Raw genomic sequence first — 14774 nt, forward strand, 5'->3', positions numbered from 1 at the left:
GCTCGCCGCACCACTGCTCGCCGGGTGCGGCAGCAAGGGAGCCGCCGCGCCCGCGCAGTTCCGGGGCCTCGGCCGGCTCGTCGCCGCCGAGGGCGGCGACGAGGTCGGGCGGGAGGGGGGCGGCTGGGCCGGGCGTCGGGAGGTCGTAGGCGCTGAGGAAGTCCCCGATGCCGGGGGCCTTGCCGCCGCCGAGGCGGTAGTGCAGGTAGGCGACGGGGGCGCCGTCGGAGGTGTGGGTGTAGACGGCGCCGACCGGGACGTAGTACCGGCCGACGCCGGGGTGCTGGTCGGCGTGGAGGCCGGCCAGGCGTTCGGCGCGGTCGCGGTCGGTCTCGTGGCCGGTGCGGCCGACGGTGAGCGCGTTGACGCCGCGCACCACGAGGGCGGCGGCGACGGACACGCACAGGACCAGCCCGACGGCGACGGTGCGCCGCAGGACCGGACGGCCGTGCAGGGCGGGCCAGGAGTCCGTCACCATGCGCTCGGGCGGGATGCCGTCCACGGTTGCTCGCTCCCCATCGATCAGGACGTTCGATCCGGACATTCGATCAGGACGTCACACTGTGCTCGACGTGGGACCGTATCCGAGAGTTCCTCAGCCCAGGTAGGCGGGGGCCACGGCGGCCTTGGTGACCGTCCGGGGGCTGCCCGAACCGTCCGCCGGGATGGTCCACAGGTCGGCGCCGTAGTCGCCGGGCAGGGCGTAGACCAGGGTGCCGTCGCCGGACCAGAGCGCCTGGTCGTCGATCTCGCGCTGCTCGGCGGTGGCGGTCTCGGTCATGGTGGCGAGGTCGAGCACGTACAGCCGCCACGGTGCGTCGGCGGGGAGGCCGGGGACGCGCTTCTTGTAGGCGATCCGGGTGCCGTCCGGGGAGAGCGAGGGGCACTCGACGTTGTCGTGCAGGGCGGTGAGGGTGCGGGCGGTGAGGTCGCCGCGGACGAGGTGGGTCTGTCCGGCGCTGGCGACGGTGGCGTAGAAGGTGTTGTCGTCGGCGAAGGTGACGCCCCAGATGTTGATGTCGTGGGCCTGGTACGGGTGGCCGTCCAGGATCACCGCGAAGTCCTCCAGGTTCTCCCGGAGGTTCCAGTCCCGGACGTCCACGATCGAGGTGCGGGTGGAGAAGTCGCTGCCCGCGTACGAGTCGCCGCTGACGAAGACCGTCCAGGCGGCGAGGTGCCCGGACGGCGAGACCCGGGAGCGGGTGGGGATGCCGGCGGCCGGGAAGGAGCGCCGTTCGCGCAAGTGGTCGTCGAGGATGACGGCCCGGTAGGTGTCATCCAGCGCACCGTGCTGGGCCTGGAGGCAGATGCCGGTGCCGGCGGCGGCGTGGAAGCGCAGGCACTGGACGCCGGAGGCGGTGCGGGGGCCGTCGGGCCGGTCGGCGGGGACGGCGGTGATCTCGTCCCGGTGCGGGCCCCAGGCCATGTTGCGGAACAGCAGCTGCCGTCCGCTGTCCGGCGTCCGGAGGGACACGGTGCCGGATGCGACGGGGGGCCCGCCGGGCTGGACCTGGTCCCGGCGGGCGGTGCGGTCGGCGGCGTACAGGACGGCACCGGTACCGACCGTGCCGAGCAGCACGACGGCGACCAGCAGGATGATCACCCTGGTCCGGTTCTGCAGGTTCACGGGCTCTCCTCGGCGGCCGCGGGTGCGGCACCGCCCTCGGGGTCGGGTACGGCAAGGGGTGCGGCGCCGGGCACGGCCAGGGGTTCGGACGGGCGCAGCACCGCCGCCGCCCCGAGCACGCACAGCGCCAGCGCCCCGGCCGACCAGCCAAGCGCCGACGGGCCGCCGACCGCGCCCCACAGTGCGCCGAACAGCAGCGAGCAGGCGAACCGGGCCGACGCCTGCCCGGTCCCGACCAGGGCGAGCCCGGCGCCGCGCTGCTCGGCCGGTACGGCGTCGGCGGCCGCGGCGGCGAGCACGCCGTCGGTGGCCGCGTAGAACGCGCCGTGCAGCACCAGCACGCAGACCACCGCCGGCAGCCCGCGCAGCGGCGAGAGCAGCACCCCGTACCCGAGCAGCAGCACGCCGTGCCCGGCGAGGAACAGCCGGTGGCGGCCGATCCGGTCGGCGAGCGCGCCGAGCGGGACGGCGAGCAGCAGGAAGGCGGCGGCCGTGCCGAGGGGCAGCAGCGGGAAGAGGTTCACGGACAGGCCCAGCCGGCGCTGGACGAGCAGGTACAGGAAGGAGTCGCTGACGGTGGTCAGCCCGAGCAGGACGGCGCAGAGGGTGAGCCGCCGGAGTCCGGGCAGGCGCAGCAGGGTGAGGCTGTCGCGCAGCGTGGGGGCGGGAGCGGACGGGTCGTCGGGCCGCTGCCGGTTCGGCACGAACAGCAGCAGGATCAGTACGCCCAAGGCGGCGACGCACGCGCTGACCGTGAACACCGCGTCGTAGCCGTGGTGTTCGCCGCCGTCGGCAAGCATCGGACCGCCCGCCAGGCGCAGCACCAGGAAGGCGGTGAGCGGGCCGAGCAGGGCGCCGGCCGTGTCCATCGCCCGGTGCACGCCGAACGCCCGTCCGCGGTGGGCGGGTTCGGTGGCGAGCGAGATCATCGCGTCCCGGGGGGCGGTGCGCAGGCCCTTGCCGGTGCGGTCGACGGCGATCACCGCGCCGATCAGCGGCACGGTGTGGACGAGCAGCAGCAGCGGCCGGCAGAGCGCGGAGAGCCCGTACCCGACGGCCGCGACGGTCTTGTGCCGGGCGGCGCCGTCGCGGCCGCGCCGGTCGGCGAGGTGGCCTCCGGCCAGGCGCACGAGGGCGCTGAAGCCGTTCTGGATGCCGTCGAGCAGGCCGAATCCGAGCGGGGAGAGGCCGAGCCCGGTGAGCAGGTAGAGGGGGAGGACGGCGGTGACCATCTCGGAGGAGACGTCGGTGACCAGGCTGACGGCGCCGAGGGCGAGCACCGTCCCGGGTACGACGCCCCGCCGCACCGGTCCGGTGACCGGTGCGGCGGGTGGCTTCGATGTGCGGGAGTCCGCGACGTACACGGGCGTCAGTTCCAGATGCCGGTGATGTCGGTGGCGCCGGCCGAGTTGCCCGCGTGGGCGGTCAGGCCGGCCAGGTCCTCCAGGGTGTGCAGCACGTCGTAGTGGTTGTAGCTGGTGGCGGTGCTGCTGCCCGGGGCGACGTGGGCGCCGTAGACCAGGGTCGGGATCCGGTTGCCGGACAGGCTGTCGTCCTCGTCGAAGGTGACGACGAGGAGGCTGTTGTGGCTCTTGGCCCACTGCGCGTAGCCGTCGAGGTTGCTCTGCAGCCAGGAGTCGCCGGTGCCGACGGAGCAGTCGTGCATGTCGTCGCAGAGGTCCGGGGTGACGAAGGAGACCTTGGGCAGGGTGCTGAAGTCGGTCGGGAACGCGTCCATGGTGTTCGCGCTGTCGGTGGGCACGTTGCCGAAGCCGAACCACGGGTTGTGCTTCTGCGCGTAGTTGTCGACGCGGCAGTCGGTGGCGCCCTGGGCGGGCAGGCCCTCGTTGTAGCTGGCCCAGCTCTGGCCGGCGGCGAGCAGTTCGGAGGCCAGGTTGGGCGCCTGCAGCGCGCCGACGTCCACGCAGCTGTCGTCGACGATGCCCTGGGTGCTGCCGGAGAACAGCGCGTAGTAGTTGGGCTGGCTGGGGTGGGTGAGCGCGTGGGACTGGGTCAGGTGCGCGCCGCCGGCCACCAGGGTGCCGTTGATGTACGGGGCGTCGGGGCTGCCGATGACCTGGGAGTAGGCGTGGTTCTCCAGCACGACGACGACCACGTGGTCCGGCGCGGGCAGGCCGCCGGCGGTGTCGGCGGCCGCGTTGCCGCCGGCGGCCCAGAGGCCGAGCGAGCCGGCGACCAGGCCGAGGCCGGTGGCGAGGGCGGTCAGCGGGCGGAGCCTGCGGCGGCGGGCGGGCGCGGGGGTGCGGGTGGCCGGGGCGGGCGTGGAGGCGGGGGTGGGGGCGCCGGGGGTGCGCGGTCGCATGAAGGCCATGGGGTCCTCCGGAGGTCGGGGCTGCCGGGGCGGGAGCGCCGAAAACAGTAGGAGCGCGGCGGTGTCGTGTACGGCACAAGACAAGTGAAGAACAGACGAACAGCTGCCGCGAGCGGGCCATCCGGTTCGTGGACGTGCGGCGTCCCGCTCCCCGGACGCCGCGGTTCCACCGACCCGGCGCCCCGCCCGCACGGCCCGGGCCCGCGCTCGGCCCCCGGCGTCGGACGTCACACCCACCGCGATTGACCCCCTCCGGCCGCCCGTGGTGGGATCGCGGAGGCCCGCTGCAGCAGGGCCGGGAACGGCGAGGAGCGCGGTACGTGATCGGACTGGTGGCCGTCGACGGGCCGGGCCGTCCGCTCGCCGAGGAACTGCACGCGCGCTGGCCGGAGAGCAGCCACGTCCACCGGGCCTCGCGCGGCAACTGCTCGCAGCCCACCGACGTCCTGCACTTCGCCCTCCACCGGTACCGGTCCGTGGTCGCCGTCGCCCCGCTTCCGGCCGTCGTCTCCCTGCTGACCGGCGGCCTCGTCACGCTGCCGCGCGGCACGGCCCTGCTCTGCCTGGACCCGCAGCGGCGCTGGGTGATCCCGATGGCCGGCGGGGACGCCGCGGAGGCACTGTCGGTCGAGGTCGCGGCCGCGCTCGGCGTCACCCCGGTCCCCACCGGCCACGCGCCGGTGCCCGGGCACCCGCCGGGCCCCGGACACCTGCGGCGGGCGGCGGAGTCCGGCACCCCCGAGGACGCCCCGGTGCTGCGGATCACCGACCGGGAGGACCCGGGCCACGGCGACGTGCTGGTGCTCCCGCGCACCCTCGTCGTCGGGATCGGCGCCGCCGGCGGTGCCGGACCGGCCGAGGCGGTGCGACTGCTGGAGGAGACGCTGGAGGAGGCCGGGCTGCCCCGCTCCGCGGTGGCCCGGCTGGCCACCGTGGCCGGCAAGGCGGACCACCCGGCGGTGCGCTGGGCCGCGTTCTGCCTCGGTGGGGTGCCGGTGGACGAGCACCCGGCGCAGGCCCTGGCGGGCGTACCGGTGCCGAACCCGTCCGCGCTGGTCGGGGCGGCCGTCGGCACGGCGAGCGTCGCCGAGGCCGCGGCGCTGACGAGCGCGCCGGACGGTCGGCTCGTGGTCGCCAAGCGCAAGTCGGCGACGGTGACGGTGGCGGTCGCCCGGGCGGCGCTGCGTGGACGGATCACGCTGATCGGCCTCGGCGCCGCCGAGGCCGGCCGGCCGGCGCCGCGCCTACCGGTCGAACTGCGGGATGCCTCCGCCGTGGTGGGCACGCCCGAGGCCCTCGACGCGCTCGACGTCCTCGCCACGGCCGAGACGCTCGACGCCGCCGAGGCGCTCGCAGCGGCCGAGCCGGCCGAGACGGCGGCCGGGCCGCTCCGGCCGACCACGCGGCGGATCGCGGTCGACGTCGCCGCCGGGACGACGACGGACGGCGCCGGAGCACCGCTGGACCCGGTCGGAGCCGCCGCGCACCTCGCCGCCCACGGACACGCCGTCGCCCTGGTCGCCCTCGGCGACGGCGCCGCTCTCGCCGTGCCGCCCGGCCCGTACGAGGTCCACCACGTGTCCGCACCGCCCGCCGCCCATCACCAGGGAGACCCCGCGTGACCACCCCCGAACCCGACCTGCGCCACCACGGCGACGCCGAGGTCCGCGCCGACGGGCTCGGCCTGGTCGACCTCGCCGTCAACGTCCGCACCGGCACTCCGCCGGCCTGGCTGCGGGAGCGCCTCGCGGCCACCCTGGGCGACCTCGCCGCCTACCCCGATCAGGGTGCCGCCCGCGCCGCGGTGGCCGCCCGGCACGCCCGGCCGGTCGAGGAGGTCCTGCTCACCTCGGGTGCGGCAGAGGCCTTCGTCCTGCTCGCCCGCACTCTGACGCCACGTCACATCGTCGTGGTGCACCCGCAGTTCACCGAGCCGGAGGCGGCCCTTCGGGACGCCGGGCACCGGGTGCACCGGGTGCTGCTCGCCCCCGAGGACGGGTTCCGGCTGGGCGCCGTCCCCGAGGAGGCGGACCTGGTCGTCCTCGGCAACCCGACCAACCCCACGTCCGTGCTGCACCCCGCCGAGGCCGTGGCCGCGCTCGCCCGGCCGGGTCGCACCCTGGTGGTGGACGAGGCCTTCATGGACACCGTGCCGGGCGAGCGGGAGTCGCTCGCCTCCGCCCGGGACCTGCCCGGCCGGGTCGTCGTCCTGCGCAGCCTCACCAAGACCTGGGGGCTGGCCGGGCTGCGCATCGGCTACGTGCTCGGCCCCGCACCACTGATCGCCGAACTCTCCGCCGCCCAGCCGCTCTGGCCGGTCTCCACCCCGGCGCTGGCCGCCGCCGAGGCCTGCAGCGGGCCGGCGGCACTCGCCGAGGCGGACCGGGCGGCCGCCGAGATCGCCGCCCGGCGCGCGCACCTGGTCGCGGGCCTGGCGTCCTTCCCGTCGGTGCGGCTGTACGGCGAACCGGCCGCGTCCTTCGTCCTGGTGCGGCTGCCCGGAGCGGCGGTCGTCCGGGAGCGGCTGCGCGAGCACGGCTTCGCCGTCCGGCGCGGGGACACCTTCCCGGGACTGGGTGCGGAGTGGCTGCGGATCGCCGTGCGGGACGAGGAGACCACCGACCGCTTCCTCAAGGCCCTGGAGGCCGTGCTCACCGCACCCTGAGCTCGTCGCCCGTCCGGATCCTCCCGGCCGCCAGCACCTGCGCGTACACGCCCGCACAGGGCAGCGCCGGCATGCCCTCCAGCGGGACCACCCGGTTCCGCTCGGCCGGGATGCGCAGGGCGTCCGGGCGGCGGGGCAACGGGCCGTGCCGCAGGGTGGGGACGGCGCAGCGCGGGGTGGGCGCCACGACCCGCAGGCGCAGCGTGGGGCCGATGGCCAACTCGCGGCCCACCCAGGCGTTCTCGACGAAGCCCTCGCCCTCGGTGCGGATCACCAGGTTCGGCCGGTAGCGCTCGGCCTCGGAGCCGGTGGCGCGCAGCGTCGCGGTGGTGATCAGGTGCAGCGGGGCGTAGTCGAAGAAGCCGCCGTCGGGCGCGGCCCGGCCCAATTCGCTGACGGTGAAGTCGACTTCGGCCGCGATGCCGTGCGCCAGTACCTCCTCCGGCACGGCCCGCTCGACCGTCGCACCGGGCGGGCGCTCGGCGACCAGTACGAGCGTGCGGCCGAGCGCCTCGGACAGCTCCGCCTCGCCCACGTCCCGCCCGTCCGGGCCGGTGATCTCCACGCCGCCGTCCGCCGTGGCCGCCGCCGCGTACCCGAGCAGGCCCGCCCAGAGCCGGGGGTGCTTGGCACTGGCCACCCGCCCGGTCGACAGGTCGAGCAGTGCCCGCGACCGGTCACCGGCCAGTCCCCGACCGGTGACCGCGACCTCGGCCAGTTCCTCCCCCAGCAGGGACTTCACCGGGTAGCGCCGCAGCCGCTCGACCGTACCCGCGCCGGCCCCGTCGTCGGGGGATCCGCCGCCGCCGGCTCCGGGGGCGCTCACCGCTCCTCCTCCGCCCAGTCCCGGAGCGCCTCGAAGTGCAGTTCCCGCAGGCCGAACCGGGGATCGACCCAGAGCGCCACGGCCGGGCCCGGGTGGTTCGCCTCGATCCACTCGATGTCCTGCGGGCCGAGCTCGTCGTCCACCCAGACGAACGGGCGCCCGGCCGCCCAGGCGACCAGGTCCCGGGTCTTCCAGTGCAGCCCCTCGGGGTCGGTGCCGAACACCTCCGTCCAACGGATGTACGGGAGTTCGGGCAGCCCGATGTTCGGACCTATCAAGGCGTTCGCCTCGTCCATCCAGGTGGTCGCCCACACCAGCTCGTACGGCAGCGCCAGCAACCCCGGCCCGTGCGCCGGGTTCAGCCACACCCGCAGCGGCTCCACCTGCTCGCCCGGCTGCGGCGCCTGGCGGGCCACCCACGACTCGGGGAGCAGCCGGTGGGTCCGGTAGCCCTCCGGGCAGCGCGCCCCGGGCGCGGCGTAGGGGTTGAGCGGTCCGTCCACGTCGAGGAGGAGCAGCGGCTGACCGGTCACGCGGCGGCCGCCCATTCCCGCAGGGTCGCGAAGTCGTCCGCCAGCAGGCCTGTTCGGGGATTGACGTGCAGGGTGAGCGCCGGTCCGGGGTGGTTCGCCTCGATCCACTCGGCGTCCTGCGGGCCGAGCTCGTCGTCCACCCAGACGAAGGGCCGACCGGCCGCCCAGGCGACCACGTCGCGGGTCTTCCAGTGCAGCCCGTCCGGGTCGTCGCCGAACATCTCCGTCCAACGGATGTACGGGAGTTCGGGCAGCCCGATGTTCGGACCGATGTGGGTGTTCGCCTCGCTCATCCACCCGGTGGCCCACACCAGCTCGTACGGCAGGGCCAGCAACTCCGGCCCGTGCGCCGGGTTCAGCCACACCCGCAGCGGTTTGACCCGGCCCGCCGGGCGCTTCGCGTGCTTGGCGCGCGTCGCCAGCCTGGCCTGGGCCGCCGCCAGCCGTTCCTGCTTCGCGACCCACCAGGTGGGCAGCAGCCGGTAGGTGCCGTAGCCGTCCGGCCGCCGCTTCGGCGCTGCGTAGGGATTGAGCGGTCCGTCCACGTCGAGGAGGAGCAGGGGCTGCTGGGTCATGCCGTGAATTCTCGTTCCGGCAGGGGCGGTTGACCAGCGAATTGCGGACCACGATCGGACTCCGCAACCGACACCCGACCGCACCTCCACCGCCCGGCCGCCGGCGGCTGCCGACCGGCGCCGCCGTGCAGCAGCCCGACGCCGGCCCACAGCCCGGGTGCACCTCCGGCCGCTGCGTCGAGCCGCCGTGCAGCGCGAGCACCCGCAGCTTCGTCCCGCCGACCGGGCCCGGCGCCGGACCGCCCGCCGGTTCACCCCGGCACCTGGGCCGTTCGGACGCGCACGGTTGTCCGCCGGGGCGCCGCCGCCGAACGTGGAGGCAGGCGGTCCCGCACCGCCCCCACCCCGTGCACCGACCGAGGAAGTCCCATGCGCTTGCGACGGATCCTCGCCCCCGCGGCAGCCGCGGCCCTGGCCCTGGGCGCGGTGGCGCTCACCGCCCCCGCCTCCCACGCCCAGGACGTGGCGGCCTACACGTGCGACGTGTTCCTGCCCCCGAACCTGTACCGGGGCCACTGCGTCGCCTCCGGGGGCGCGCCCGCGCAAGGCCCCTTCACCGATGCCTACGTCGTGGACCGGCGCACCGGCCACAGCGTGTTCTGCGACCGTGGATTCGCGCAGACCCCGGCCCAGGTCAGCTGTTAGCGGCCGGGCGATCCGGCCGGTACCCGAACGCCCGCAGGCCCCTCCCCGGTACGGGAAGGGGCCTGCGGGCGTTGCGCACACACCACGCGGGGCGTCGGATCAGACCTGGCCGGCCTTCTCCAGGGCCTCGCAGCAGGTGTTGATCAGCAGGCGGGTGACGACGTAGGGGTCGATGTTGGCGTTCGGGCGACGGTCCTCGATGTAGCCCTTCTGCTCCACCTCGACCTGCCACGGGATGCGGACGGAGGCACCGCGGTTGGAGACGCCGTAGCTGTAGACGTTCCACGGGGCGGTCTCGTGCTTGCCGGTCAGGCGGGACTGGATGTCGTCGCCGTACTGGCTGACGTGCTCCAGCACCTTCTCCTGGGAGGCACCGAGCGACTCGCAGGCGGTGATGATGGCGTCGTAGCCCTCGCGCATCGCCTTGGTGGAGAAGTTGGTGTGGGCACCCGCGCCGTTCCAGTCGCCCCGGGCCGGCTTGGCGTCCAGGGTGGCGTCGATGCCGAACTCCTCGGCGGTGCGGTAGAGCAGGTAGCGGGCGATCCACATGTCGTCCGAGACGGTCAGCGCGTCGACCGGGCCGATCTGGAACTCCCACTGGCCGGGCATGACCTCGGCGTTGATGCCGCAGATCGCCAGGCCGGCGTCGATGCAGCGGTCCAGGTGCAGCTCGACGATCTCGCGGCCGAAGACCTCCTCGGCACCGACACCGCAGTAGTAGCCGCCCTGCGGGGCCGGGAAGCCGCCCTCGGGGAAGCCGAGCGGGCGGGAGCCCTTGAAGAAGGTGTACTCCTGCTCGATGCCGAAGATCGACTCCTGGGCGGCGTACTTCTCGGCGACCTCACGCAGCAGGGAGCGGGTGTTGGACTCGTGGGGGGTGCCGTTCGTCTCCAGGACCTCGCAGAGGACCAGGATGTTGTCACCGCCGCGGATCGGGTCCGGCGTGACCTTCACCGGCTCCAGCACGCGGTCCGAGGCGTGGCCCTCGGCCTGGTTGGTCGAGGAACCGTCGAAGCCCCAGGTGGGGATCTTGTCAGCGTTGGGCAGGACGCGAGTCTTGGAACGGAGCTTCGCGGTCGGCTTGGTGCCGTCGATCCAGATGTACTCGGCCTTGATTGCCACGGCTTGTCCCTCGCGTTGCTGGGTGGTGGGTGCCCGCGTAGCGTCGCAAGCCGCCGTTTCCCGGTTGTTCCTCTCATGTAACGCGCATGTGAACCAACCGTCCGCATTGGCACGGTCACGGTGCGGGAGTGCCGGGGTCGGCACTCCCGCGTCACGCGGTGCCACCGGTGCGCGCCGGTCGACGCCGGCGGGCGCGCGGCCCGCCGGCACCGGCGGCCGGGTTGCCGCTCAGGACCGACGGGCGTGCGCGGCCCGGCGGCGCCGGGTGGCCCACAGTGCGGCCGCCCCGCCCGCGACGAGGGCGGCGGCGCCGGCGGCCAGCGGCCCGGTGGCGCTGCTGCCGCCGGTGCTGGCGAGCTTCTCCGGCTGCCCGGGCTTGTCCGCCGCGGCCTGCGGGGCGGCGGCACGCGAGGCGGTGGTGTCGGCCACCGGCTGGGCGGCGGGCGCACTGGTGGGAGCGGTGCCCGGGGTGTCCGTCGCGGCCGGGGTGGCCGAGGGCGCGGAGGGCTTCTCGCAGCCCACCGAGGCGACGGTGACCTTGCCGGTGACCTTGGCGACGTTCAGGTTCAGCGGGTTCACCTCCACCTGCACCTCCAGGGCCGAGGCGGCGGCGGTGGTCGTGGTGGTGGTCTTCTTGGAGAACTCCACGGACACGCGGCCGATCAGCGGCACGTCCACCGCGGTCGGCCCGTACAGGTCGACGGTGACCGGCTTGCCGAGCACGGTCAGCTTGGCGGGCGCGACCACGTTCGCGGTGGGCGGCCCGTCCACCGGGCAGGTCACCTCGGCGCTCATCGCCTCCAGGCCGAGCAGCGCGGTGGCGGGCAGGCCGGGGGCGTGCACGTCGGCGTTGACCAGCTTGACGGAGGCGGTGGCGCCCTTGGCGTCGACGCGGGTCACGGACTTGCCGACGTCCGCCTTGACCAGGGTGACCGGGCCCTGCTGGTCGACGCCGTCCACGGTGGCGGTCAGCACCGAGCCTTCCCGCTGCGCGGGCGACTCCACCTTGTTCAGCGCGATGTTCACCGGGACGTCCACGGCGTTGTTCAGCAGCTTGACGTCCAGGGCGAGTTCGGCGGTGACGGCACGCGCCTTGCCCGGCGAGGGCGGGGTCGCCGAGGCCGTCGGGGCCGTCGGGGCCGCCTGGACGGGCCCGGCGGTGAGCGCGGTGCTCACCAGCACGACGGCGACTGCGGAAACGATTCGGCGAGAAGACATGGCGATACCCCCACACAGATGAAACGATGAGCCGCCAGTCTTCTCGAACAATCCGTCACATGAGCACCACGGAACGTCATTTCACTCGTTGGAGTGAGATTGACGTTCCGCGCTGACCTGAACCTGCTAAGGCGGGTCCAGGGGCGGTCCGGGCCCTAGGGGAGCCGCCAGTCCACCGGCTGCGCCCCCTGCCGCACCAGCAGCTCGTTCGCCCGGCTGAACGGCCGCGAGCCGAAGAAGCCGCGGTCGGCCGACATCGGGCTCGGGTGCGCCGACTCGATCGCCGGGACGTCCCCGAGCAGCGGCCGCAGGTTACGGGCGTCGCGGCCCCAGAGGATCGCCACCAGCGGCCCGCCGCGCGCCACCAGCGCCCGGATCGCCTGCTCGGTGACCTCCTCCCAGCCCTTGCTCCGGTGCGCGGCGGGCTTGCCCGGCGCGGTGGTCAGCGCACGGTTGAGCAGCAGCACGCCCTGCCGCGTCCACGGGGTGAGGTCCCCGTTGGAGGGCTGCGGCAGGCCGAGGTCGTTGCCGTACTCCCGGTAGATGTTGATCAGGCTCCCCGGGATCGGCCGGACCTCCGGCGCCACCGAGAAGCTGAGCCCGACGGCGTGGCCGGGGGTCGGGTACGGGTCCTGCCCGACGATCAGCACCCGCACGTCGGCGAGGGGCTGCTGGAAGGCCCGCAGCACGTTCGGGCCGGAGGGCAGGTAGGTACGGCCTGCGGCCAGTTCGGCGCGCAGGAAGTCGCCCATCGCGGCGACCCGTCCGGTGACGGGTTCCAGGGCGGCGGCCCAGCCGGGCTCGACGATCTCGTTCAGTGGACGCGGTGCCATGGTCGCCACCCTATCGGCCTACACCGACAGGCCGTTCAGCGGATGATCATGCGATCGGGGGCCCGGCCGGGGCCGCCCGGTCAACCCCGGATCGGTCGTCCGATCAGCCGACCGGCCGCCCCCGCAGCACCACCAGCCGCGGGTCCGCGAGCACCCGGACGTCCGCCCGCGGGTCCTGCGCGTAGACCACGAAGTCCGCCGGGGCGCCCTCCTCCAGGCCCGGCCGCCCCAGCCACCGCCGCGCGCCCCAGCTCGCCGCCGACAACGCCTCGGCCGGACTCAGCCCCGCCCGCACCAGCTCCGCCACCTCGTCCGCGACCAGCCCGTGCGCGAGCGAACCGCCCGCGTCCGTGCCGACGAACACCGGGATGCCCGCGTCGTGCGCGGCGCCCACGGTGTCGTAGCGGCGCTCGTGCAGCCGCCGCATGTGCGCCGCCCAGGCCGGGAACCTGCCCTCGCCGCCGGCCGCGAGGTCCGGGAAGGTGGCGATGTTGACCAGGGTCGGCACGATGGCCACCCCGCGCTCGGCGAAGGCCGGGATCAGCTCCTCGGTCAGCCCGGTGGCGTGCTCGACGCAGTCGATCCCGGCCGCCAGCAGGTCGGGCAGCGACTCGGCGGCGAAGCAGTGCGCGGTGACCCGGGCGCCCTCCTCGTGCGCCGCCGCGATCGCCTCGGCCAGCGCCTCGCCCGGCCAGCAGGCGGCGAGGTCGCCGCGGTCGCGGTCGATCCAGTCGCCGACCAGCTTCACCCAGCCGTCGCCGCGCCGCGCCTCGGCCCGGACGTACGCAGCCAGGTCGCCCGGCTCGATCTCGTGCGCGTAGTTGCGGATGTAGCGGCGGGTACGGGCGATGTGCCGGCCGGCGCGGATGATCCGGGGCAGGTCCTCGCGCTCGTCGATCCAGCGGGTGTCGGCGGCCGAACCGGCGTCGCGGATCAGCAGCGTGCCGGCGTCGCGGTCGGTGAGCGCCTGCTTCTCGCTGGTCTGCGCGTCCACCGCGCCGTGCGCGTCCAGGCCGACGTGGCAGTGCGCGTCCACCAGGCCGGGCAGCACCCAGCCGGTCACCGTGCGGACGTCCCCGGCCGACGGCGGGCGGGTGAAGCTCACCCGGCCGTCCACCACCCAGAGTTCGTCCCGGACGTCCTCCGGACCGACCAGCACCCGACCCCGCACGTGCAGCACCGCGCCATCGCTCATGGCCGCACTCTACCGACGGGCGCGTTCCGTGGGAGGAGCGAGGATGCGGCAGACTCGTTCCGGCACCCACCACCCCGCCCCCGCCGTCCCGCGTGCGAAAGGCCCCAGAACCGTGAGCCCCTTCCTCGACCTCCCCCCGCTCAGCGCCGCCGAGTTCGCGGCGATCGAGGACCGGGTGGCCGCGCTGCTGCACACCGAGGCCGACGTGATCGTCACCCAGGGCGAGGCGCTGCTCCCCCTGGAGGCCGCGATCCGCGGCGCCGCACACCCCGGTTCGACCGCGCTCAACATCGTCACCGGCCCCTACGGGCAGACCTTCGGCAACTGGCTGCGCTCCTGCGGCGCGACCGTCATCGACCTCGCCGTCCCCTTCGACGGCGCGGTGAGCGCGGAGCAGGTGGCCGACGCCCTCGACGCCGCCCCCGCGGTCGACTTCGTCTCGCTCGTCCACGCCGAGGCCGCCACCGGCAACACCAACCCGGTCGCTGGGATCGGCGCCGTGGTCCGCGAGCACGGCGCCCTGCTGATGCTCGACGCGGTCGCCTCCGTCGCCGCCGAACCGCTGCTCACCGACGAGTGGGGCATCGACCTGTGCGTCATCGGCGGCCAGAAGGCGATGGGCGGCCCGGCCGGCGTCTCCGCCGTCTCGGTCTCCGAGCGCGCCTGGGAGCGGATCGCCGCCAACCCGGCCGCCCCGCGCCGCTCCTACCTGTCGCTGCTCGACTGGAAGGAGCGCTGGACCGACGCCGGCCGCGCCGTGCTCCCGCACGCCCCGGCCCAGTTGGAGATGCTCGCGCTCGGCGCCTGCCTGGACCGGATCGCCGCCGACGGCCTGCCCGCCGTCATCGCCCGCCACCGCGCCGCCGCGGCCGCCACCCGGGCCGGCGTCCGCGCGCTCGGCACCCTGACCCCCTTCGTCACCGAGGACGCCCACGCGGCGCCGGTCGCCACCACCCTGCGCACCCCGGACGGCGTCGACGCCACCGCCCTCGCCGCCCGCCTCGACCCGGCCCTGCCCGTCCAGCCGGGCGGCGGCGCCCTGGCCGCCACCATGCTCCGGGTCAACCACTACGGCCCGGCGGCCGCGCCGGACACCGTCCGCGCCTGCCTCACCGGCCTCGCGGCGGCCACGGGCGCCGACGCCGGGCCGGCCCTGGCCGCCGCCGAGGCCGCCTGGGACACGGCCGTCCTGGCCTGAGCACA

The 14774-nt window shown here is 75.1% G+C and carries 15 protein-coding genes; 4 read left to right on the plus strand and 11 right to left on the minus strand.

Annotated elements, in window-relative coordinates; translation table 11 throughout:
* The 4 genes from ACFV04_RS14250 to ACFV04_RS14265 form a co-directional block, all read right to left on the minus strand.
* The coding region (locus ACFV04_RS14250; protein WP_380529143.1) for a hypothetical protein at nt 1-502 on the minus strand (502 nt) is incomplete at its 3' end.
* Between the two features lie 93 nt (nt 503-595).
* Entirely contained in the window at nt 596-1621 is a 1026-nt protein-coding gene (locus ACFV04_RS14255; RefSeq protein WP_380529182.1) for a TolB family protein, read from the minus strand.
* A 2-nt stretch (nt 1622-1623) separates the two neighbouring features.
* A complete protein-coding gene (locus ACFV04_RS14260; RefSeq protein ID WP_380529145.1) occupies nt 1624-2991 on the minus strand; it encodes an MFS transporter in 1368 nt (455 codons plus the stop codon).
* A 5-nt stretch (nt 2992-2996) separates the two neighbouring features.
* Nucleotides 2997-3950 carry an alkaline phosphatase family protein gene (locus ACFV04_RS14265; protein ID WP_380529184.1) on the minus strand — a complete coding sequence of 318 codons (954 nt, stop codon included), beginning with the start codon at nt 3948-3950 and terminating at the stop codon, nt 2997-2999.
* Nucleotides 3951-4279: 329 nt separating this feature from the next.
* On the opposite strand from ACFV04_RS14265, the gene ACFV04_RS14270 reads away from it, so the two are divergent.
* Together ACFV04_RS14270 and cobC are read left to right on the plus strand one after the other, a co-directional pair.
* Nucleotides 4280-5581 (plus strand): cobalamin biosynthesis protein, encoded by a 1302-nt coding sequence (locus tag ACFV04_RS14270; RefSeq protein WP_380529147.1) that lies wholly within the window; start codon nt 4280-4282, stop codon nt 5579-5581.
* Nucleotides 5578-6624, plus strand: coding sequence for an Rv2231c family pyridoxal phosphate-dependent protein CobC (cobC, locus tag ACFV04_RS14275; RefSeq protein ID WP_380341986.1), 1047 nt, complete (start codon nt 5578-5580; stop codon nt 6622-6624). Before ACFV04_RS14270 ends, cobC begins: the two co-directional genes overlap by 4 nt.
* Here the strand turns inward: cobC and ACFV04_RS14280 are convergent.
* From ACFV04_RS14280 to ACFV04_RS14290, 3 genes are read right to left on the minus strand one after another with little or no spacing between them, the layout of a single operon-like run.
* Nucleotides 6611-7450, minus strand: coding sequence for an MOSC domain-containing protein (locus tag ACFV04_RS14280; protein ID WP_380529149.1), 840 nt, complete (start codon nt 7448-7450; stop codon nt 6611-6613). The genes cobC and ACFV04_RS14280 overlap by 14 nt on opposite strands.
* On the minus strand, nt 7447-7998 hold the full coding sequence (locus ACFV04_RS14285) for a hypothetical protein (protein ID WP_380529151.1): 552 nt from the start codon (nt 7996-7998) through the stop codon (nt 7447-7449). Before ACFV04_RS14285 ends, ACFV04_RS14280 begins: the two co-directional genes overlap by 4 nt.
* On the minus strand, nt 7980-8558 hold the full coding sequence (locus ACFV04_RS14290) for a hypothetical protein (RefSeq protein WP_380341977.1): 579 nt from the start codon (nt 8556-8558) through the stop codon (nt 7980-7982). The genes ACFV04_RS14285 and ACFV04_RS14290 overlap by 19 nt, the downstream gene beginning before the upstream one ends.
* A gap of 369 nt (nt 8559-8927) precedes the next feature.
* On the opposite strand from ACFV04_RS14290, the gene ACFV04_RS14295 reads away from it, so the two are divergent.
* Entirely contained in the window at nt 8928-9203 is a 276-nt protein-coding gene (locus ACFV04_RS14295; protein WP_380341974.1) for a hypothetical protein, read from the plus strand.
* 99 nt (nt 9204-9302) lie between these two features.
* Here the strand turns inward: ACFV04_RS14295 and glnII are convergent, their stop codons facing one another.
* From glnII to ACFV04_RS14315, 4 genes are all read right to left on the minus strand, one after another.
* Nucleotides 9303-10325: a glutamine synthetase GlnII gene (glnII, locus tag ACFV04_RS14300; RefSeq protein WP_360255767.1), complete on the minus strand. Its 1023-nt coding sequence runs from the start codon at nt 10323-10325 to the stop codon at nt 9303-9305.
* 228 nt (nt 10326-10553) lie between these two features.
* Nucleotides 10554-11543, minus strand: coding sequence for an SCO1860 family LAETG-anchored protein (locus ACFV04_RS14305; RefSeq protein ID WP_380529153.1), 990 nt, complete (start codon nt 11541-11543; stop codon nt 10554-10556).
* A gap of 155 nt (nt 11544-11698) precedes the next feature.
* Nucleotides 11699-12376 carry a uracil-DNA glycosylase gene (locus ACFV04_RS14310; RefSeq protein ID WP_380529155.1) on the minus strand — a complete coding sequence of 226 codons (678 nt, stop codon included), beginning with the start codon at nt 12374-12376 and terminating at the stop codon, nt 11699-11701.
* A 103-nt stretch (nt 12377-12479) separates the two neighbouring features.
* Nucleotides 12480-13571, minus strand: coding sequence for an amidohydrolase family protein (locus tag ACFV04_RS14315; protein ID WP_380341965.1), 1092 nt, complete (start codon nt 13569-13571; stop codon nt 12480-12482).
* Between the two features lie 43 nt (nt 13572-13614).
* Here ACFV04_RS14315 and ACFV04_RS14320 point away from each other — a divergent pair, with 43 nt between their 5' ends.
* Nucleotides 13615-14769 (plus strand): pyridoxal-phosphate-dependent aminotransferase family protein, encoded by a 1155-nt coding sequence (locus tag ACFV04_RS14320; protein WP_380529157.1) that lies wholly within the window; start codon nt 13615-13617, stop codon nt 14767-14769.
* Nucleotides 14770-14774 lie beyond the last annotated feature (5 nt).

The sequence above is a fragment of the Kitasatospora sp. NPDC059599 genome, from assembly GCF_042735125.1.
GTDB lineage: Bacteria > Actinomycetota > Actinomycetes > Streptomycetales > Streptomycetaceae > Kitasatospora.

Coding starts and splice junctions, on each gene's coding strand:
- ACFV04_RS14315 (WP_380341965.1), bottom strand. CDS start 13,571: ATGAGCGATGGCGCGGTGCTGCACGTGCGGGGTCGGGTGCTGGTCGGT.
- ACFV04_RS14305 (WP_380529153.1), bottom strand. CDS start 11,543: ATGTCTTCTCGCCGAATCGTTTCCGCAGTCGCCGTCGTGCTGGTGAGC.
- ACFV04_RS14290 (WP_380341977.1), bottom strand. CDS start 8,558: ATGACCCAGCAGCCCCTGCTCCTCCTCGACGTGGACGGACCGCTCAAT.
- ACFV04_RS14285 (WP_380529151.1), bottom strand. CDS start 7,998: ATGGGCGGCCGCCGCGTGACCGGTCAGCCGCTGCTCCTCCTCGACGTG.
- ACFV04_RS14320 (WP_380529157.1), top strand. CDS start 13,615: ATGCGGCAGACTCGTTCCGGCACCCACCACCCCGCCCCCGCCGTCCCG.
- ACFV04_RS14265 (WP_380529184.1), bottom strand. CDS start 3,950: ATGCGACCGCGCACCCCCGGCGCCCCCACCCCCGCCTCCACGCCCGCC.
- ACFV04_RS14295 (WP_380341974.1), top strand. CDS start 8,928: ATGCGCTTGCGACGGATCCTCGCCCCCGCGGCAGCCGCGGCCCTGGCC.
- ACFV04_RS14310 (WP_380529155.1), bottom strand. CDS start 12,376: ATGGCACCGCGTCCACTGAACGAGATCGTCGAGCCCGGCTGGGCCGCC.